Source organism: Variovorax sp. W2I14 (assembly GCF_050435205.1).
GTDB lineage: Bacteria > Pseudomonadota > Gammaproteobacteria > Burkholderiales > Burkholderiaceae_C > Variovorax > Variovorax paradoxus_C.
Map to the genome: position 1 here is coordinate 3,386,010 of NZ_JBNDJX010000001.1, position 21,444 is coordinate 3,407,453.

Here is a 21,444-nt window from a genome sequence, read left to right on the forward strand (position 1 = left end):
GTCAGAGGGCTCCTTCGTTCGAACGCGCAACAGGCGCGGTCAGCGGCGTGCTGGCTTGCAGCGAGCTCGTCGCGAGGATGGCTTTCGCCGCGGCCTTCCGGCGGATGCGGTACGCGATGAGCGTGTCGCAGGCCAGCAGCGTGAAGAGCAAGAGACCCTGGAACACGCCGGTCAGCGACTTGGGCAGGCCGAGGCGCGATTGCGCCAGCTCGCCGCCGATGTAGAACATGCTCATGAGGATGGCCGAGAACACCATGCCCACCGGATGCAGCCGCCCGACGAAGGCCACGATGATGGCCGCGAAGCCGTAGCCGGCCGGCACATAGGGCGTGAGCTGGCCGAGCGGGCCGGCGACTTCGAGCGCACCGGCGAGACCCGCCGCGCCGCCCGAGGTGAGCAGCGCGATCCACACCGCGCGCCGTGCCGAGAAGCCGGCATAGCGCGCCGCCGCCGGAGCGAGGCCGCCGACCTGCTGCGCGAAGCCCGCGCGCGTGCGGAACAAAAACACCCACAGCGCGCCCACGCCCACCAGCGCAATGATCAACCCGATGCTCACGCGCGAACCCTTGAAGAGCCGCGGGATCTGCGTGACCGCCTCGAAGGTCTTGGACTGCGGAAAGTTGTAGCCCTGCGGGTCCTTCCACGGGCCGAACACCATGTAGCTCAGGAGCAGCGTGGCCACGTAGACCAGCATCAGGCTCACGAGGATTTCGTTGGCGTTGAACTTGTCGCGCAGGAACGCCACGATGCCCGCCCACACCATGCCGCCGAGCGTGCCCGCGACGAGGATGGCGACGACGATCCACGAGCCCGTGTTCTTGTCGGCCAGCAGCGCCACGCCGCCCGCGACGATGGCGCCGAACACGAACTGCCCCTCGGCGCCGATGTTCCACACGTTGGAGCGGAAGCACACCGCAAGGCCGAGCGCGATGATGAGCAGCGGGGTCGCCTTGATCATCAGCTCGCCGAGCGCATAGCCGTTCTTGATCGGCTCGTAGAAGAACACCATCAGGCCCTTGACCGGGTCCTTGCCGAGCGCGGCGAAGAGGGCCACGCCGATCAGCACCGTGATGAGCAGCGCCAGGATTGGCGAGGCAAAAGTCCAGAAGCGCGAAAGCTCCGGGCGGGGTTCGAGCTTAAGCATGAGCCGCTTCCTTGTTCCAGAGTCCGCTCATCCATTCGCCGATCTGCGGCAGCGTGGCCGCGGCACGGTCGATGGACGGAGAGAGCCGACCCTTGGCGATGACGTGCAGGCGGACGCTGATGTCGAACAGCTCGTCGAGCTCTTCGCTCACCACCAGCACCGCACAGCCGGCGTCGCGCAACGCGAGAATCTCGCCACGGATGAGCGCGGCCGCGCCCACGTCCACGCCCCAGGTGGGCTGCGAGACGATGAAGAGCTTGGGGTTGGCGTCGATCTCGCGGCCGACGATGAACTTCTGCAGGTTGCCGCCAGAGAGGGAACGCGCCGCCGCATTCGGGCCGCCCGCCTTGACGTTGAAGCGCTCGATGATTCCCTTGGCGTGCTTTTCGAGTGCGGCGGTGCGGATCCATCCGCCCTTGCCCACCGCATTGCCGCGCGTGAGCAGCAGGTTGTGCGCGAGCCCCAGCGTGGGCACCGCGCCGCGGCCGAGGCGTTCCTCGGGCACGAAGTGCAGGCCCAGTGCGCGGCGTGCGCGTGGCCTGAGACGGCCGGCGGGCTTGTCGAACACCTGGATCATCGAGGCATCGGCGCGCACGTCCTCGCCCGAGAGCGTGTAGAGCAGTTCTTTCTGGCCGTTGCCCGAGACGCCCGCAATGCCGACGACCTCGCCCGCACGCACCTCGAACGAGATGCCGTCGAGGTCGACGCCGAACTGGTCTTCGCGCGCCAGCGTGAGCCCCTTCACGCGCAGCGCCACGGCGCCCGCGTGCACAGGGCGGTGCTGCAGCGGCGGCGGCTCGCTGCCGATCATCAGCCGCGAGAGCGATTCGTTGCTCTCGTTCTGCGGATTGCACACGCCCGTGACCTTGCCGCCGCGCAGCACCGTGCAGGCGGTGCACAGCTCGCGGATCTCGTGCAGCTTGTGACTGATGTAAAGGATGCTGCAGCCTTCCGACGCCAGCTTGTTGAGCACCGTGAAGAGCTTGACGACCGCCTGCGGCGTGAGCACCGAGGTCGGCTCGTCCAGGATCAGGAGCTTGGGGTTGGTGAGCAGTGCGCGGATGATCTCGACCCGCTGCATCTCGCCCACCGAGAGCGTATGCACCGGGCGCGAGGGGTCGATGTCCAGCCCGTATTCGCTGGCCTTGGCGGTGATGCTGCGCGCCACTTCCGCGAGCTGCAGCGATTTGTCGAGGCCCAGCCACACGTTCTCGGCCACCGTGAGCGTGTCGAACAGGCTGAAGTGCTGGAACACCATGCTGATGCCCAGCGCCCTCGCCTGCTGGGGATTGCGCAGGTTGACGGCCTGGCCGTCGAAGGTGACGGTGCCTTCGTCGGGCTTGACCGAACCGTAGATGATCTTCATCAGCGTCGATTTGCCCGCGCCGTTCTCGCCGAGAACGGCATGGATTTCGCCGGGAGCGACGGCCAGCGAGATGTCGCTGTTGGCCACCACCGCGGGATACCGCTTGGTGATGTGCGCGAGCTGGAGTCGGGGGGTTGTCATGCCGGGTTTCGTGGGTTTGTCTCGTTCAACAGCAACAAAGCGGGAACAGTTGTCAGTTTATTAGCACTGACGACTGCTCCCGCGACCAGCGGCGCCCGACGGCGCTCAGCTCAGAGGTTGAGAGGCGCTTCGGCGTGGCCGAGCAGCCCCCGCAAACGGGGCCGATCAAGGCGCAAAGCGCAGCCATGGCTAGGGCTATGGCGAGCATTTGCAACGCAGAGCGGGTCTGTTTGCGGGGGATGAGCGGTCATGCCGAAGTGCCTCTCAATCTCTTAGTGCCCGCCGATGTAGGCGAACTTGAACAGGAAGATCGCCGCGATCACCCACACCATCGCATGCACTTCCCGTGCCCGCCCGGTGCACAGCTTGAGCACCGCATAGGTGATGAAGCCGAAGGCCAGGCCGTTGGCGATCGAGTAGGTGAAGGGCATGGCCAGCGCGGTCACCGCGGCGGGAATCACCTCGGTGGTGTCTTCCCAATCGAGCTCGACGAGGTCGCGCAGCATGAGGCAGCCCACGAAGAGCAGCGCCGGGGCGGTGGCGTAGGCCGGCACCGAGCCCGCGAGCGGCGAGATCATGAGGCAGGCGAGGAACATCACCGCCACCACCACGGCCGTGAGGCCGGTGCGGCCGCCCGCCTGCACGCCGGCCGCGCTTTCCACGTACGCCGTGGTGCTCGAGGTGCCGAGCAGCGAGCCCGCGAAGATCGCGCCGCTGTCGGCCAGGAGCGCCTTGTTCATGCGCTCCATCTTGCCGGGCACCAGGAGGCCGGCGCGCTTGGCCACGCCCATCAGCGTGCCGGTGGCGTCGAACATCTCGACCAGGAAGAACACCAGCACCACGTTCAGGATGCCGCCCTTGAGCGCACCCAGGATGTCCAGCTGCATGAAGGTGGGCGCGATCGACGGCGGCGCATCGAACACGCCATGGAACTTGTTGCCGCCGAAGAAGAACGACAGCACCGTCACCAGCAGGATCCCGATGAGGATCGCCCCTCGCACCTTGAGCTTGTCGAGCGCCACGATGACCAGGAAGCCCAGCGTGGCCAGCACCACCGGTGGCGAGTGCAGGTCGCCCAGCGTCACGAAGGTGGCGGGCGATGCCGCGACGATGCCCGCGCTCTTCAGCGCGATGAGCGCGAGGAACATGCCGATGCCCACCGTGATCGCCGTTCGCAACGACTGCGGTATGCCCGCGATGAACAGCTCCCGCAATCCGGTGACCGTGACGATGAGGAACAGGCACCCCGAGATGAACACCGCGCCCAGCGCAATTTGCCACGTGTAGCCCATGCCCAGCACCACCACGTAGGCAAAGTAGGCGTTCAGGCCCATGCCCGGCGCCATGGCGATCGGGTAGTTGGCATAGAGGCCCATGATCAGCGTGCCCAGCGCAGCGATGAGGCAGGTGGCCACGAAGACCGCGCCCTTCGGCATGCCCGCGTCCCCGAGGATGGTCGGGTTCACGAAGATGATGTAGGCCATCGTGAGGAAGGTCGTGAGCCCCGCGATGACCTCGGTGCGCACCGTGGTGTTGTGCGCACTGAGCTTGAACACCCGCTCAAGCAGACCCGAGCCGCTTGCGCTGCCCACAGCCGCACGCGGACGCGCGGACTCGACATGCCCCGGGGTGTGGGGCTCGGCGCCTTTGGGCGCCTGTTCCAACGTACTCATTCGCTTGTCTCCAGCTGTTGTAGTGGCGGTTTCATCGTTCCCCCGCTCACGACGCCGGCGCGAACGGGGGTTTTTCAGGGATCCGGGGTTTCAGGGGCGGCGAACGGGCGGGCCGCGCCGGATATCGCGGAAACCGGAGGCCGCAGCGACGCCGCCACCTCCTTGATGCATTCGCGGAGCCACCGCGCCGAGCTCGACGAATGGGTGCGTTCGTGCCAGAGCTGGTAATACATGAGGCGCGGCAGCGCCACCGGGCAATCGATGATCGTCACCGGCAGCCGCGCGGCGAAACGCTCGCAGTACTGGCGGCCGGTGGTGAGTACCAGCAGGCTCGAGGCCACCATGTCGGGAATGAGGCTGAAGTGCGCGCAGCGCGCGGTGATGTTGCGCTGCCGGCCCAGCTCGTCGAGCATCTGGTCGATGATGCCGCGCCCGCCCGGATGCATGGGCGTGGGCGCGATGTGCTCGGCCGCGAGCCAGGTCTCCAGGTCCCAGCCGCGGCGCACCGCCGGATGGTCCTGGTTGACCAGCGACACCACCTCGTCGCCGAAGAGCCGCGCCATGTGCAGGTCTTCCGGCGGCTTCAACCAATTGCCGATCACCAGGTCGACCTGCCCGAGCGCGAGATGTCCGTGGTAGTCCGAATCGGGCGAGAGCGCGTGGATCTCGATCTGGCAGAGCGGCGCCTCGCGCTTCACATGCGCCACCAGCATCGGCAGGAAGAGCGGGTCCATGTAGTCGCTCGCTGCAATGCGGAAGGTGGTGGCCGCCGATTGCGGTTCGAAGCCGCGCGCATCGGAGAACAGCATCTCGGCCGCACGCAGGATGCTGGCCGCGGGTTCGATCATCCGCAGCCCCGCATCGGTGGGCACCATGCCCGAGCCCGAGCGCACCAGGAGCGGATCGCCCGACAGCTCGCGCAGGCGCTTGAGCGCAGCCGAGACGGCCGGCTGGTACATCCCCAGGCGAATGGCGGCGCGCGAGACGCTGCGGTCGGTCAGCACGGTGTGAAGCACCCGGATCAGGTGGAGATCGATCTTGTCGAAAAGCGCTTGGTCTCTCATGGCTGTTCACACCTTTCTTGTCTGTGCGAACAGTTATACAGCGCAGCATTTGGCGAAACCGGGTGTGGGAGTGAAGCTCGGACCGTGCGAGCACGGCCCGTTTTCATTCGGCCGATGCAGCCGGCCCCGCCTGCACGGCGGTGACGGCACGAAGAATCGACTCGCTCGTGGCCGGCGCCTTCAGCGGCGGATCGACCCTGTGGCCGCCGGCCGCCGACACCGCATCGCGGATCGCGAAGAACACCGAGAACGGCAGCAAGAGCGGCGGCTCGCCCACGGCCTTGCTGCGGTGGATCGAATCCTCGAAGTTCTGGCCTTCGAACAGGCGCACGTTGAAGACCGGTGGGCAGTCGTTGGCGGTCGGGATCTTGTAGGTGCTCGGTGCGTGCGTGGTGAGCTTGCCGCTTTGCGGGTGCCACACCAGCTCTTCGGTCGTGAGCCAGCCCATGCCCTGGATGAAGGCGCCTTCGACCTGGCCGATGTCCACCGCCGGGTTCAACGACTTGCCCGCGTCGTGCAGGATGTCGGCGCGCAGCAGCTTCCATTCGCCGGTGAGCGTGTCGACGACCACTTCGCTCACCGCCGCGCCGTAGGCGTAGTAGTAGAACGGGCGGCCCTGCATCTTGTCCTTGTCCCAGCTCAGGCCGGGCGTGGCGTAGAAGCCGTCGGACCAGAGTTGCTTCCGGTCGAGATACGCCTCGCCGACCACGGTGCTGAAGGTCAGCGACTTGCCGTTGACCTCGACCTTGTCGTTCGCGAAGCGCACGTCGCTGGCCTTGCCGCCGTGGCGCTCCGCCGCGCTGTCGGCGAGGCGCTCGCGAATCTGCCGTGCCGCATCCTGCGCGGCCTTGCCGTTCAGGTCGGCGCCGGTCGATGCGGCCGTGGCCGAGGTGTTCGCCACCTTGGTCGTGTCGGTCGCGGTGACGCGCACGCGCTCGAAGCTCACGCCCAGCTCGTGCGCCACCACCTGCGCCACCTTGGTGTTGAGGCCCTGCCCCATCTCGGTTCCGCCGTGGTTCACGAGGATCGAGCCGTCGGTGTACACGTGCACCAGCGCGCCGGCCTGGTTGAAGTGCTTCACGTTGAACGAGATACCGAACTTGAGCGGCGCGAGCGCCAGGCCGCGCTTGAGCACCGTGCTCTTCTTGTTGAACGCGGCGATGTCTTCGCGCCGCGCGCGGTAGTCGCTGCTGGCCTCCAGCTCGGCCACGAGTTCATGGACGATGTTGTCGGTCACGGTCTGGCGGTAGGGCGTGACGTTGTTCTCCGCCTTGCCGTAGAAGTTGACGCGCCGCACGTCGAGCGGGTCGCACTTCAACTCGCGCGCCACCGAATCCATGATGTTCTCGATGGCAATGGCGCCCTGCGGGCCACCGAAGCCGCGGAACGCGGTGTTGCTCTGCGTGTTGGTCTTGCCCGAGAAGCCGTGCATCGCCACGTTGGGCAGCCAGTAGGCGTTGTCGAAGTGACAGAGCGCGCGCGTCATCACCGGGCCCGAGAGGTCCGCCGAGTGGCCGGCGCGCGAGACCATGGTGATCTCCGCGCCGAGGATGCGGCCTTCGTCGTCGAAGCCGACGTCGTACTCGTACCAGAAGCAGTGGCGGCGGCCTGTGATCATGAAGTCGTCGTCGCGGTCCAGCCGCAGCTTCACGGGGCGCTGCAGTTGCCGCGCCGCGATGGCCGCCACGCAGGCGAACAGCGCCGACTGCGATTCCTTGCCGCCGAAGCCGCCGCCCATGCGCCGGCATTCGACATGCACTTCGTTCGACTGCAGGTGCAGCGCATGCGCCACCAAGTGCTGCATTTCGCTCGGATGCTGCGTGGAGCAGTGGATATGCAGCGCGCCGCCTTCCTTAGGAATGGCGTAGCTGATCTGGCCTTCCAGGTAGAACTGCTCCTGCCCGCCCACGTCGAGCGTGGCCTTGTGGCGATGCGGCGCCTTGGCGATGGCGGCGCGCACAGCGGCCTCGTCGCCTTCGTTGGCGCTGCCGCCGCTGCGCACGATGTGCATCGGCGGCACGACGTACTGGCCGCGCGCATGCGCGTCCTGCGGCGTGATGACGGGCGGTTGCGCCTCGATGGTCAGCGCGTCCTTGGCTTTGGCGGCAGCACGGCGCGCGGCCTCGCGCGTTTCGGCGATCACCGCGAACACGGGTTGGCCGAGGTAGCGGATCTCGCCGCCGTCGTTCACAGGCAGCAGGATCGGATCGTCGTGAATGATCGAGCCGCAGTCGTTGGTGCCTGGGATGTCCTCGGCCGTCAGCACCGCCACCACGCCGGGCATCGCGCGGATCGCGTCGAGCGACAGCGCCGTCACGCGGCCGTTGGCGGCGGGCGAAAGGCCGAGCGCGCAATGCAGCGTGCCCGTGATTTCGGGAATGTCGTCGATGTAGGTCGCTTCACCGGCCACGTGCAGGTGCGCCGACTCGTGCGGCCGGCTGATGCCGACGCGTGCGCCCAGGTCGTGCGCGACCGCTTCGGCCGCGGGGTCGATGCGCGCGGCGGTGTTCTTCAGGTAATCGGCAAAGGCCTCGGCGGGCTGCAGCAGGCGGGCGTCGATGGGCTTGTTCATGGTCAGACTCCTTCCGCCTGCGCTTTGGCGGAGGCATGGGGCATCACGCTCCAGACGCTGGTTTCTTCGAGCGAAAGCGCGTCTTCGGTGCGGGTTTCGAGCCAGAGGCGCTGGATGAGGTTCTGCGCCACCTGCAACCGGTAGTCGGCCGACGCGCGCATGTCCGACAGGGGCTTGAAGTCCTGCGCCAGCGCGAGCTTGGCGGTGGCGACACTGGATTGCGTCCAGGGTTTGCCGACGAGCGCGGCTTCGGCATTCGCCGCGCGCTTCACCGTCGCGGCCATGCCGCCGAAGGCCAGGCGCACGGCCTTCACCGTGTCGCTGCCCGCTTCGAGTTCGATCGCGAAGCCCGCGCACAGCGCCGAGATGTCGCAGTCGAAGCGCTTGCTGATCTTGTAGGCACGCACCTGGCGGCGCATGGCGGCCAGCGGAATCGCCAGCCCCTGCACGAATTCGCCGGGCTGCAACTGGTTCTTCATGTAGTCGATGTAGAAGTCGGGCAGCGGCATGCGGCGCACCGCGTCTCCGCGACGCAGTTCGATCTCTGCATCGAGCGACATCAGCACCGGCGGCGAGTCGCCGATGGGCGAGCCGTTGGCCACGTTGCCGCCCATGGTGCCGGCATGGCGGATGGGCGGCGAGGCGAAGCGCAGCCACACGTCCTGCAGGCTGGGCACGCGCTGCACCAAGGCTTCGAACGCGGATTCGAGCGAGGCGCCTGCGCCGATGTAGAGCTCACCGCCATCGGTGGTCTGTCGGGTCTCGATGGTCTTCATTTCGGCCACGTCGCCCACATAGATGATGTCGCCGAGGTCGCGGAACTGCTTGTTGACCCAGAGCCCGACGTCGGTGGAGCCGGCCAGCAACTGGGCACGCGGCTTCTGCTCACGCAGCGCGGCGAGCTGGGCGATGGTCCTGGGGGCGTGGAAGTGGTCGATGCGGGCGCCGAGCGGCGCGGCGTAGTTCAGGTCTTGCCCGCCGTTCTGCAGCGCGGTGAGCGCGGCCACCACGGGCTTCGTGTCGAGCCGCACGGCCGGCAGGTCGAACATGCGCTGGCCCGCATCGAGGATCGGGCGGTAGCCGGTGCAGCGGCACAGGTTGCCCGAAAGGTCGTCGGCCAGTTGCTGGCGCGTGGGCTGCGTGCCCTCGGCCTGGTGGTGTTCGTAGGTGGACCACAGCGACATCACGAAGCCCGGCGTGCAGAAGCCGCACTGGGAGCCGTGGCAGTCGACCATCGCCTGCTGCACCGGATGCAGCGTGTGGACGGGGTGCTTCTTGTCCTGCAGCGCCGGGGCGGCGCACTGCGCCTTCAGGTCTTCGACCGTGAAGAGCGCCTTGCCGTGCAGCGTGGGCAAAAACTGGATGCAGGCGTTGACCGTCTGCAGTTGCAGGCCGCCGATGGCGCCGGGTGCATTCGCGTCGGTGGCCAGCTCGCCGATCACCACGGTGCAGGCACCGCAGTCGCCTTCGTTGCAGCCTTCCTTGGTGCCGGTGCAGTGCGCGTCCTCGCGCAGCCAGTCGAGCACCGAACGGGTCGGATGCACGCCGCTGACGTCGACGATCTTGCCGCGATGGAAAAAACGGACGGGCTGGATATTGTTGGGCTCTGTACTCATGCGCTTCGCTCGTGGGCGGCTCGGTGTTTCCGGCCAAGCCTGGACGTTAGTCGCTTGGGCCGCAACCCACATACCGCGGGAGCCATATTGCGTATGTGGGCGCGGGTATGCGACCTAGGGGGAAACCCTGGAAGGCGGGAGCAATTACCGGGCCATGGGCGCGGGGCGCACCCCGGGCCGCTCGCGTCAGGTCGGCTCGGGCACCGCTGTCGCCGTGGGTTTCGGCTGTGCGTAGCGCCACGCGATCAGCGTGCCGATGCAGAGGAACAGCGCGGCGATGAAGAACGGCGCGCCCGGCAGGTGCACGGGCGCGTCCGTGCCGATGAAATAGCCGAAGCTGCCGGCAAACATCGCCGGCCCGACGATGCCCGCCACCGACACCAGGCTCGTCAGCGCGCCCTGGATGCGGCCCTGCTCGGCCGCGCCAACCTGCCGGGTGACCAGCGCCTGCGCCGCCGGCCCGGCGAACGCCAGCAAGGTGCCGAACGGCAGTGCGGCCAGAAGCATCCAGCCCACATCGGCCAGGCCGATGACGATGAAGCCGAGCACGCCGAAGCCCATGCCGAACAACAGCGCACGGCGCTCGCCGAAGCGCTTCACGCCCGGCCCGATCAACAGCGCATTGACCAACACGCTGAGCACGCCCACCGCGCCGAGCACCCAGCCCACGGCGTCTTCCTTCCAGTGGTAGCGGTAGTCGGCAAACAGCACGAACACGCTCGGGTAGACGTACTGGGCCAGGTTGACGAGAAAGATCACCGCCGCCAGCCCCAACACCTGCGGATAGCGCTTGAGCAGCAGCAGCGACCCCAGCGGATTGGCATGCGACCAGTCGAACTTGCGGGCGCGTCGCTCCGGCGGCAGCGACTCCGGCAGCACCAACCATCCGTAGCAGAAGCTGAGCAGCGTCAGGCCGGCCGCGAACCAGAACGGCAGGCGCGGATCGATGTGGCTCAGTTGCCCGCCGAGCACAGGCCCGAACACCAGCCCCATGCCGAAGGCCGCGCCCACGATGCCGTAGCTGCGGGCGCGATCTTCCGGCGGCGTCACATCGGCGATGTAGGCATTGGCAATGGTGAAGCTGGCCGAGAACACGCCGGACACGACCCGACCGACGAACAGCCACGGCAGGCTGTCGGCCAGGGCCATGAACACGAAGTCCACGCCGAGCCCGAGGCACGACAACAGAATCACCGGCCGCCGACCGAAACGATCGGACAGCGCGCCCTGGATCGGCGAGCTCACGAACTGGATTGCCGCGAACGCAGTGCCGAACACCGCGATCCAGTACGCCGCCGTCGCGGTGCTGCCGCCGGCCAGGCGCTCCACCAGGTGCGGCAGGCCGGGCAGGATCAGGCCGAACGCCAGGAAGTCGATCAGCACCGTCACGAAGATGAAGGCGAGCGCGGCACGGCGCACGCGCGGTGCTGGAAGGGTGGCGCTCACTCGCTGCGACTCATCAGGTATTTGCCTACGCGGGGATGCGCCTCGATGAGCCCCCCGAGCCGCCCGAACAGGCCATCGAAGCAGCCGAGCACGAGCGCGATGGTCTTCTTCAGCCGGTCGCGCTCGAACATCAGCATGGGCAGGATCTGCTTGAGCGTGTAGACGTTGATGAAAAGAATCGCGGGAAAGGCGCGCACATGCGCCCGCGAAAGGTCCAGCGCATTGCGCGCGATGTAGTAGCGCCGCGCCGCCGGATAGTTGATGAAATGGATCTTCCAGCCGAACAGCGACCGGGCCTGGATGTCGCCGATCTGGTGCCGCAGCACGACGTGCGGGTTCAGGTACAGCGGCACCTCGCTGCCGAGGGCGCGCATGCAGTAGTCGGTGTCCACGTGGTCGATCACGTAGCGCTCGTCGAAGCGGCCGACCCTGGCCCACGCGCCGCGCGAAATCAAAGAGCCCGAGGAGATCATGAAGGCGCAGCGCATCAACGGCTCGGTGAAGGGCTGCCGCAGGTCGAACTGGTAGACGCGCTTGCCCTCGAGGCCGAATTGCGGGATCAGCGCATCCAGGTTCGTGTCGTGCACCAGCGGGCCGATGAGGAACGCCGCGTCGTCTTCACGCTCACCTTCCCTGCCCCGCGCCACCGTCGCAGCCTCGCACATGGCATCGAAGTAGCCGGGCGGCAACTTCGAATCCTGGTCGAGCAGGAAGAAGAGTTCGGCGCCCCGCGCTTCGAGTTCGGCGATGCCGCAGTTGAAGGCACCCGCGATGCCGCCGCGGTTGCCGTTGTGCAGCACCGGGACGCCCGCCTCGACGAGCGCCGGATGCCAGCCGTCGACCTGCGGCGTGTTGTCGATCACGCAGAGGCGCGGGCATGAGGCGGCCAGCGAATGCAGGTTCGCCACTTGCTCGTCGGTCGGGAAATAGGTGACGACGACGGCACCGAACGGGACGGACATCCTCGGCGTCAGCCAGCCGCCGTGGCCGCCACCAGCGAGCGCGGCCGCATGTCCTGCCAGTTCGCCTCGATGTAGGCGCTGCAGGCGTCGCGGTCGGTCGGCGCCAGCGCCACCTGCCAGCCAGCGGGCACGGCGATGAAGGCGGGCCACAGCGAGTGCTGGCCCTCGTCGTTCACCAGCACCTGGAAGCTGGCGTTCTTGTCGTCGAAGGGATTGCTCATCTCGAATTTCCTTGTTGTCTTGTGAGGTTCAGGCTCAGGCCATTTCCGCGGATGCGGAGGTTTGCGGCAGCGCCTCGAGGGCTTCCGCGATGCCGGTCAGCGCGCGATGGCACGCGAAGTCCTCGCGCAGCACCGCCGCGCGCTGGCGGTAGGTGGAGTTGCCCAGTACCTTGCGCACCGCGTCGCCGACCTGGCGCGCGGTCGGCTGGCCGGTGGCGAGGTTGATGCCGGCGCCCGACCAGGCCACGCGCGCGGCGATCTCGGGCTTTTCTTCCGAAGTGCCGGCGACCACCAGCGGCACGCCAAGGCTCAGCGCATGGTTGACCGAGCCGTAGCCGCCGTTGGTGACCATCGCGTGCAGCTTGGGCAGCAGCCGGTCGTAGGGCAGGAAAGGCACGACGCGCGCGTTGGCGGGCAGGTTCACCGTGAGCGCCGGCGGCACCGGGCCGCCGGTGGTGGCGATGACGAGGATGTTCTTGTCGCCCGCCAGCGCCTGCAGCGTCGGGCCGATCAGTTGCGACGGGTTCTGGTTGGCCAGCGTGCCCTGCGTGACCAGCACGACCGAGCGCCCGTCGTCCAGTTCATGCCACCACTCGGGCGGCGTGAAGTCGCGGCTCGCAGGCGAGAGCAGCGGGCCGACGAAATGCACCGACGCGGGCAGATCGCTGCGCGGGTACTCGAACGAAGGCGCGGTGAGCTGCAGGTACAGATCGGGCAGCTTCACCATCGCATCGACGAAGAAATCGGGCAGCGCGGGCAGGCCCGCGCGCGCGAGCAGCGTGTCGAAGTAGCGCTGCACCTCGCCGAACATCGCCTGCTTGAGGTTGGCGTTCATCGCCTTGTTGCGCACCCGCCCTTCCGGCGTGGCCGACGGGGGCAGCGCGGTGCCGAAGAAGGCGGTGTCGCAGCTCGACAGCGGCAGCGCCGAGATACCGACGCCGACGATGGCCGGACGGTCTTCGCGCGCCTTGCCCAGCAGCAGCGGGAAGGTGCCGCTGAACATGGTGTCGACCAGGATGGCGTCGGCCTCGAAGTCTTCGAGGATCGACCGCAGGCCCGCGTGCTGCGCGGCCATCGCGTCGGCAAAGAAGTGCTTCAGGCCGAAGCACATCTGCGCATGCGCCGAGGCGATGCGCTGGCGCTCGGGAAAGCGCTTGTCGAGGTCGCGGTAGTCGAAGTCGATCGCACGCTCGAACGGTGTGAAGCTCGCGCCGGTGGCCTCGGCCTGCACCTTGAACTGGCTCGCGGTGTGCACCCGAACCTCGTGCCCCTGGCCCACCAGATGCTGCGCGATGGCCAGCATCGGCAGGACGTGTCCCGGCAAGGCGGTTGCTGCGATGAGATAGCGTGCCATTCCGTTTGCTCCTATGTAGTGGTGGTTTCCAAGGCGCGGCGCGCCTTGGTGTCGATGCCCAGGTCGACGAAGTAGCGCTGCAGCAGGTCGCGGTCCACCGGGCGGATCGGCGCGCCGATGGCTTCGAGCTGCGCATGCGTGGCCGCGCCACTCACCTGCGGCGGCGTGGCCGTGGTGTCGTAGCGGTCGAGGATGGCGAGCACGGCGGCCAGGTCGCGGTCTTGCGCCACCGCCAGCCGTTCATGTGCGCGCTGCAGCCAGGGTTCGAGCCCGACCGGCTCGAGGCGCATGCCCATGCGCTCGAAGACGTGCGGAATGTCGCGCACCCGCAGCGCCGCCTGGCTCATCAGGTGGAACACCTGGCCCCACGAGGCCTCTTGCGCCGCGAGGCCGAGGATGGCGCGCGCCACGTCGTCCACCGGCGTGAGGTTCAGCGGCAGGTCCATGTCGGGAATCGCTTCCAGGTCGGCATAGAGATGCGCCACGCGCCAGATCAGGTCGTCGGCATTGCAGATCGCGTGCGTGTGGTCGCCGGTGACGGCCCCCAGCCGGTAGATCGCGACCGGCATGCCCCGCGCCTGCGCCTCGCGGGCCAGCGCATCGCCGACCCACTTGCTCTGGCTGTAGCCGTCGACCAGCCCGCTCCACGAGGCCAGCGCCGACTGCTCGGTGATGGTGTCTTCCTTGTTGTTCTGGTCGATCACCGCAAGCGTGGAGACGTAATGCATGCTCTTCGCGCGGCCCTGCGACGTCCATTCGAGCAGCGTGACCACGCTGTCGACATTCGCGGGCTTGAGGCTCGCGTAGGGATGCAGGAAGTCGACCTGCGCGGCGCAGTGGTAGATGGCGTCGCAGCCATCACGCACCAACTGCACGGCCGCGTCATCGAGACCCAGGCGCGGCTTGCCGAGGTCGCCGGTCACGACCTTGATGCGCGCGTCGTCCCAGATCGCGCCGAGCTGGCGCTGGGCCAGCGTGCGCTTCAGGCGCGCTTCGCCGGCCTGTTCGTCGGGCGCACGCACATGGCAGACCACGCAGGCCGCGGTGTCGCGCAGCAGCGCTGCGAGCAAGTGACTGCCGACGAAGCCGCTGGCACCGGTGAGGAACACACTTCGCGGTGCGAGCTTCGGCGCGGTGGCCTGTGGGCGGATGTGCGCGGGCAGGTCGAGTTCACGCGACAGGTCCAGCGCCTCGGCCGTGCCGCCTTCGTTGTCGAGCCACGCGGCCAGGTCGGCGATGGTCGGGCGGTTGTAGACCTCGGCGTGCGGGAAGTCCGCGCGCACCTGCTGGCGGATGCGCATCCCGAGCTGGATGGCCATGAGCGAATGCCCGCCGATCTCGAAGAAGTTGTCGTGGATGCCGACGCGCTCCAGGTGCAGCGTCTCGGCCCAGAGGTCCGCGAGCAGCTTCTCGGTGGGCGTGCGGGGCTCCACATACAGCGCGACGGGTTGCTGGTCGGGCACCGGCAGCGCTTTCTTGTCGAGCTTGCCGCTTTGCGTGAGCGGCAGCGAAGGCAGGCGCACGAAGGCCGAGGGCACCATGTAGTCAGGCAGGCCCTGCGCCATATGGGCGCGCAGCTCGGTCGGCTGCGGTTCGGAGCCGGCGACGAAGTAGGCGACGAGGCGCTTCTCGCCGGGCACGTCTTCGCGGGCGATGACTGCGGCCTGCGTGACCAGCGGATGCTTGAGCAGCACGGATTCGATTTCGCCCGGCTCGATGCGGAAGCCGCGGATCTTCACCTGCTGGTCGGCGCGGCCGAGGAAATCGAGCGTGCCGTCGGCGCGCCAGCGCGCGAGGTCGCCGCTGCGGTACATGCGGCTGCCGGGGGCGCCGTGCGGGTCGGCGATGAAGCGCTCCGCGCTCAGCGCCGGCCGGTTGAGATAACCGCGCGCCACGCCGCTGCCAGCGATGTAGAGCTCGCCCGCGACGCCCGGCGGCACCGGCTGCAGGGCGTCGTCGAGCACGTACATCCGCGTGTTCCAGATCGGCTGGCCGATGGAAGGCAGCTCCCCGGCCGTCATCGGCGCGCTCATGCTCGCGCAGATGGTGATCTCGGTCGGGCCGTAGGCGTTGATCATGCGGCGGCCCTCTGACCACTTCGCGGCCAGCGCGGCGGGACAGGCATCGCCGCCGACCACCAGCGTCCGCAGGTGCGGGAACTCGCCATGCGGCAAGGTCGCGAGTGCGGCGGGCGGAATCAGCGCGTGGGTCACGGCCTGCTTCTCGAGCAGGTCGGCGAGGTCCGTGCCGAGCAGTTGCTCCGGCCCCGGCACCACCAGTGCGGCGCCGGCGCGGAAGGCCATCAACTGATCCATCACCGACGCGTCGAAGCCGCTGGAGGAGAACTGCAGCACGCGCGAGTCGTGGTCGATGACGAGCCGTTCCGCCATCGCGGTGCCAAGGCTGGCGAGGCCCGCATGCGGCACGACCACGCCCTTGGGCACGCCGGTGGAGCCGGAGGTGTAGATGATGTAGGCGGCATCGTCGGGCGCGGCCGTTTGCGCGAGCGGTTCGTCCGACTGGATGGCCAGCGCGGCGACCATGCTGTCGCTGTCCAGCGCGATGCAGCGGAGAACACCGGCCAGCTCGGGCAGCAGCGCCTCGTGCGTCAGCACGGCGGCGGGCGCGGCCTCCTCGAACACGAAGGCGCTGCGCGCGGCCATGTGGTTGGGGTCGATGGGCAGATAGGCCGCGCCGGCCATCACGATGGCCAGGTGCGCCACGATGAGGTCGAGCGAACGCGGCAGCACCGTCGCGACGATGGCGCCGGCCGCAATGCCCTGTGCGCGAAGCAGGTGCGAGAGCCGGTTGGCGCGCGCATCGAGTTCGGCGTAGCTCACGGTCGCGTCGTCGAGCACCACCGCGTCTGCATGCGGGCGCTCGGCGGCGTGCGAAGCCACCATGTCGGCGAACGAGAGCGGTGCGAGAGCGCGCGTGCGGCCGCTCCAGTCGGAGAGCAGGCGATCGGTTTCTTCCGCGCTCAGGATCGCGAGCCCACTCACCGCGTCGTCGGGTGCCTCGCAAGCCTCTTCGAGCAAGCGCACCAGCCGCGCGCCCAGGGCTTCGATGGTGCTGCGCTCGAACAGGTCGGTGCTGTACTGGATGCCGCCGGAGATGCCGCCCGGCAGGCCATCGGCACTGCGCTGCTCGCCGAGGATGAACGACAGGTCGAACTTCGCGGTATCGATGGCCACCGGCTGCGGCGTGATCGACAGGCCCGGCAGGCTGAACGACAGGCGGTTGGTGCTCTGGAAGCCCAACATGACCTGGAACAGCGGCAGGTTGGCGCGTGAGCGGCCCGGGCGCAGCAGCTCGACGAGGCGGTCGTACGGGAACTCCTGGTTCGCATAGGCCGCGAGGTTGGTGGCGCGCACGCGCGAGACCAGTTCACGCAGGCTCGGCTGGCCCGAGGTGTCGGTGCGCAGCACCAGCGTGTTGACGAAGCAGCCGATGAGCTCGTCCAGCGCGTGGTCGCTGCGCCCGGCGACCGGGCTGCCGATGACGATGTCGTCGCCCGCCCCAAGACGGCTCAGGAGACCCGCGAGCGCGGCCTGCAGCACCATGAAAACACTCGCCTGCCCGTCGCGTGCCTGTTGCAGGATGCGTTCGTGCACGTGCGCCGGAATCTGCAGCGGAACCACGTCGCCGCGGTAGGTGGGAACGAGAGGACGTGCGTGGTCGACGGGCAATGCCAGTTGCTCGGGCAGGTCGCCCAACGAGGAACGCCAGAACTCGCGCTGGCGGCCGGCCATGCTGTCGGCGTCGTCTTCGCTGCCGAGCAGTTCCTGCTGCCACAGCGCGTAGTCGGCGTATTGCAGCGGCAGCGGCTCCCAGCCCGGCGCCTTGCCTTCGCAGCGCGCGGCATAAGCCACGCTGAGGTCACGCGCCAGCGGCAGCAGCGACGCGCCGTCGCCGGCGATGTGGTGCGTGAGAAGCAGCAGCACGTGCTCGTCGGCCACGAGCTTGAACAGGTAGACGCGCAACGGCGCCGCGTTGCCGAGGTCGAAGGCATGGCCTGCAGCGGTGTGAAGTTGCGCGGCGATTTCTTCTTCGCTGCTGTTGGCCTCAATCACCGCCGGGCGCGCATCCGCGCCGTCCAGGATGTGCTGGTACGGCAGCCCGTCTTCGTTCGGGTAGACGGTGCGCAGGCTTTCATGGCGCTGCACGAGGTCGCCGAGCGCCGCATGCAGCGCGGCGCGGTCGAGCGTGCCGGAGAGGCGCAGCGCGAGCGGCATGTTGTAGGCTGGGTTCGCGCCTTCGAGCTGGTTCATCAGCCACAGGCGGCGCTGTGCGAACGAGAGCGGAATGCGCGCGGGGCGCGGCATCGGAGTGAGGCTCGGACGTGTGATCGATTCCTGGTCGAGCAGTTCGGCGAGGCCCGCGATGGTGGAGACCTGGAACAGCGTGTCGACCGGCAGGTCGATCATGAATTGCTGCCGGATCATCGACATGAGCTGCACGATCATCAGCGAGTGCCCGCCGAGTTCGAAGAAGTTGTCGTTCACGCCGACGCGCGGCAGGTGCAGCGTCTCGGCCCAGAGGCCGGCGAGGATCTTTTCGGTCGGCGTGCGCGGCGCGGCATAAGGTGTTGCGGCCTGCACTTCGGGGGGCGGCAGCGCCTTGCGGTCGAGCTTGCCGCTCGGGCCCAGCGGCAGCGACGGGAGGCTGACGAAGGCTGACGGAACCATGTACTCGGGAAGCGATTGCGCGAGGTGTGCCCGCAGTTCGGCCGCTTGCGGATCTGCCGCATCGGCGGCGACGACGTAGGCCACGAGGCGCTTCTCGCCCGGTACGTCTTCGCGCGCCACCACCGCGGCCTGCGCGACCTGCGGATGCTGCAACAACGCCGATTCGACTTCGCCCGGCTCGATGCGCAGGCCGCGGATCTTCACCTGCTGGTCGGCGCGGCCGAGGAAATCGAGACTGCCGTCCTTGCGCCAGCGCGCGAGGTCGCCGGTGCGGTACATGCGGCTGCCGGGCGCGCCGTAGGGGTTGGCGATGAAGCGCTCGGCGCTCAGCAGCGGGCGCTTGAGATAGCCGCGCGCGAGGCCGACGCCTGCGATGTACAGCTCGCCGGTCACGCCGGCCGGCACGGGCTGCATGCCGCTGTCGAGCACGTGCATCTGCGTGTTCCAGATCGGGCGGCCGATGGGAACGCTCGTGGCTTCCGCCTCGGCCGTGCGTTCGCATTCCCACGAAGTGACGTCGACCGCGGCCTCGGTCGGACCGTAGAGGTTGTGCAGCTCGCACGAAAGGCGCTGCTGGAACTGCGACTGCAGCGCGGGCGACAACGCCTCGCCGCTGCAGATCACACGGCGCAGCGTGGTGCACGCGGCAGCCGTGGGTTCGAGCAGGAAGACTTCGAGCATCGACGGCACGAAGTGAATGGTGGTGATGCCTTCGTCGGCGATGAGGCTAGCAAGGTACGCCGCATCCTTGTGGCCGCCCGGCTTCGCGAGCACCAGCGTGGCGCCGTCGATCAGCGGCCAGAAGAATTCCCACACCGACACATCGAAGCTCGAGGGTGTCTTCTGCAGCACGCGGTCGTCGGCCTGGAGGCCGTAGCGGTCCTGCATCCAGCAGAGGCGGTTGACGATGGCGCGGTGCGACACGACCGCGCCCTTGGGCATGCCGGTCGAGCCCGAGGTGTAGATCACGTAGGCCGGGTGCGAGGGATCGATCGCGACGCCGGGGTTCTTGTCGTCGCAAGTCACCAACTCGGCAATCGTTTGCGCTGCATCGATCAGCAATGTGGGGGCGGCTGCCGGCAGCGACTCCGCGAGGGATTCGGTCGTGACGAGGCACACGGGCTGCGCATCGCCGAGCATGAAGGCGATGCGGTCCTGCGGGAAGTCCGGGTCGACCGGCAGGTACGCCGCGCCCGTCTTCAGCGTGGCGAGCAACGCGACCATCAGGTCCATCGAACGCGGAATCGCGAGCGCCACGGTGCGCTCAGGGCCTGCGCCGCGTGCGCGCAGCAGGTGCGCGAGACGGTTGGCGCGGCGGTTCAGTTCTTCGTTGGGCATCGCGTCGCCGTCGAAGCGCAACGCAATGGCTTGCGGGTTGGCGGCGAGCTGCGCTTCGATGAGCGCAGTGAGGTGCGTGTCGGGCACCGCGTGGGCCGTGTCGTTCCACTCGACCAGCAACTGCTTGCGTTCGTCGGCGCCGAGCAGGTCGATCTGGCCGACAGCCTGCAGCGGCAGGCGGATCACAGCATCGATGAACGCCAGCAAGCGGCGCTGGTGGTCGGCCAATTCCTCTGCGGTGTGCACTGCGGGGTTGGCGTCGAAGTCGATCTGCAGGTCCTGTCCGTTGCCGCGTTCGTACAGGAAGATGCCGAGGTCTTCCGCCGTGCCGTTCGAGAGGTTGCGCGGCTTGGCGGGGTGATCCGCAAAACGGAAGTCGTAGTCGAAGGGCTCGACGTTGACCACGGTGGTGAAGAGCTGCCGGTTGTTCACCAGCATGTTGAGGTCGCTGCGCAGGTGCTCGTAGCGGTACGACTGGTGCCGCAGGATCTGCCGCATCTGCCGGCCGACTTCGCGGATCAGTTCCGGAATCGGCAGGTCCGCGCGCATCGCGAGGCGCAGCGGCAGCGCGTTGGCGACCATCGCGGGCACGCGGCGCATGCGGTCGTTGTGGCGCGCGGTGACGGGGATGCCGATCGCCATGTCCTCTATGCCCGTTGCGCGATACAGGTAGGCGGCGGTGGTGGCGATCAGGATCTGCGGCAGCGTGGTGCCGAGCTCCTGCGCGATGGCCTGCAAGGCTTGCACGCTGACCGCGGGCAGGTGCACCGTCTGGCGCAAGAGGCCGCCGATGTTGACCGAGCGGCGCGAGGCGAGGCTCAGCGGATCGGGTGCGTCGGCGAAGCGCTCGGTCCAGTACTGGCGGTCGCGCGGAAAGCGGCCGGACTCGCGGTAGGCATGTTCTTCGTCAGCGAGCTGAGAGATCGGTGCGAGGCGCGAGTCTTCGGGCACCGCTGCGTTGTTGTCGGCCATCGCGGTGTAGATGTCGGCGAAGCGGCGTGCAATGAGCCCGCCGCTGAAGCCGTCGAGCACGATATGGTGGCTGCGGTGATACCAGATGTGGCGATCGGGCGCGAGGCGGATCAGCGCGGACAGCCACAGTTGCCCATGCGCGAGGTCGATGTTGCGGGTGTAGTCGGCGCGCATCCAGCGCTCTGCATCGGCCAGCGGATCGCTGTCGCCGCTGAGGTCGAGGTACGGAATTTCCCCAGCGAAAACAGGTGCGACCACCTGCCGCGGTCCTTGCGGGGTATCCACGAAGCTCAATCGCGTGGCCTCGACTTCATCGGCCACCTGGCGCATGGCGGCGAGAAAGATGTCGGGATCGATCTCGCCCGCGATGTCGATGGCTTCGGCGAGGTTGAAATTGGTGTCGGGCGAGGCGAACTTTGCGCCGAGCCACATCGCCATCTGCCCCGAGGTAAGGGGGGCGGTGCGGCCCAGCTGATCGACGGTACTCATGCACTTCTCCAGGTCTTGAGTGAAATTGGCAACGATGCATGTGCGCGTGAAATGGACGCGTCGTGCATCGGCCGCTCAAGGAGAAATGCCGGTGCTCCGCGGTAACAATCCGTTCACATTGCCAGTCCACTGTACAAGTGGTTGCAACACTTTCAATGACGGTTTTTGGGGTAAAAACATTTCATGAACGCCTTTGAGCGCGAAAGATTTCATCCTTGCGTTGCGACATGAATCGCGGCTTTCGGAATCGAAGGCTTTCATCGTATTTCGGGCGCCGTGCACCCCAAAAGCTTGTTGCGATGCAGCAACTTGGCGAGGAAGTTGTAGGGGCATCGCTCATCGTGTTAATCGCAGATGCCCGCGCGTACACGCAACACGGCGCGTACTTTGGTTGTCGA

The 21,444-nt window shown here is 67.8% G+C and carries 11 protein-coding genes; all 11 read right to left on the reverse strand.

Annotated features, from left to right (window positions below; all coding sequences use genetic code 11):
• Position 1: 1 nt before the first annotated feature.
• Complete coding sequence (locus tag QF040_RS15960; protein ID WP_013542886.1) at positions 2 to 1,144, reverse strand: ABC transporter permease; 1,143 nt, start codon at positions 1,142 to 1,144, stop codon at positions 2 to 4.
• Positions 1,137 to 2,651, reverse strand: a complete 1,515-nt coding sequence (locus QF040_RS15965; protein WP_429611865.1) for an ABC transporter ATP-binding protein — start codon at positions 2,649 to 2,651, stop codon at positions 1,137 to 1,139. Before QF040_RS15965 ends, QF040_RS15960 begins: the two co-directional genes overlap by 8 nt.
• 272 nt (positions 2,652 to 2,923) lie before the next feature.
• Positions 2,924 to 4,324 carry an NCS2 family permease gene (locus QF040_RS15970; RefSeq protein WP_429611866.1) on the reverse strand — a complete coding sequence of 467 codons (1,401 nt, stop codon included), beginning with the start codon at positions 4,322 to 4,324 and terminating at the stop codon, positions 2,924 to 2,926.
• Positions 4,325 to 4,398: 74 nt separating this feature from the next.
• Positions 4,399 to 5,388: a LysR family transcriptional regulator gene (locus tag QF040_RS15975; protein WP_429611867.1), complete on the reverse strand. Its 990-nt coding sequence runs from the start codon at positions 5,386 to 5,388 to the stop codon at positions 4,399 to 4,401.
• Positions 5,389 to 5,491: 103 nt separating this feature from the next.
• Complete coding sequence (gene xdhB, locus QF040_RS15980) at positions 5,492 to 7,960, reverse strand: xanthine dehydrogenase molybdopterin binding subunit (protein ID WP_429611868.1); 2,469 nt, start codon at positions 7,958 to 7,960, stop codon at positions 5,492 to 5,494.
• A gap of 2 nt (positions 7,961 to 7,962) precedes the next feature.
• Positions 7,963 to 9,576: a xanthine dehydrogenase small subunit gene (xdhA, locus tag QF040_RS15985; RefSeq protein WP_429611869.1), complete on the reverse strand. Its 1,614-nt coding sequence runs from the start codon at positions 9,574 to 9,576 to the stop codon at positions 7,963 to 7,965.
• Positions 9,577 to 9,762: 186 nt separating this feature from the next.
• Positions 9,763 to 11,022 (reverse strand): TCR/Tet family MFS transporter, encoded by a 1,260-nt coding sequence (locus QF040_RS15990; RefSeq protein WP_429611870.1) that lies wholly within the window; start codon positions 11,020 to 11,022, stop codon positions 9,763 to 9,765.
• Positions 11,019 to 11,984 carry a glycosyltransferase family 2 protein gene (locus tag QF040_RS15995; protein WP_429611871.1) on the reverse strand — a complete coding sequence of 322 codons (966 nt, stop codon included), beginning with the start codon at positions 11,982 to 11,984 and terminating at the stop codon, positions 11,019 to 11,021. The genes QF040_RS15990 and QF040_RS15995 overlap by 4 nt, the downstream gene beginning before the upstream one ends.
• An 8-nt stretch (positions 11,985 to 11,992) precedes the next feature.
• The gene (locus QF040_RS16000; RefSeq protein ID WP_307503226.1) at positions 11,993 to 12,205 is read right to left on the reverse strand and encodes an MbtH family protein; all 213 of its coding nucleotides are present in this window, start codon (positions 12,203 to 12,205) and stop codon (positions 11,993 to 11,995) included.
• 34 nt (positions 12,206 to 12,239) lie between these two features.
• A complete protein-coding gene (locus tag QF040_RS16005; RefSeq protein WP_429611872.1) occupies positions 12,240 to 13,559 on the reverse strand; it encodes a glycosyltransferase in 1,320 nt (439 codons plus the stop codon).
• A gap of 11 nt (positions 13,560 to 13,570) precedes the next feature.
• Positions 13,571 to 21,046, reverse strand: a complete 7,476-nt coding sequence (locus tag QF040_RS16010; protein ID WP_429611873.1) for an amino acid adenylation domain-containing protein — start codon at positions 21,044 to 21,046, stop codon at positions 13,571 to 13,573.
• Between the last annotated feature and the right edge of the window lie 398 nt (positions 21,047 to 21,444).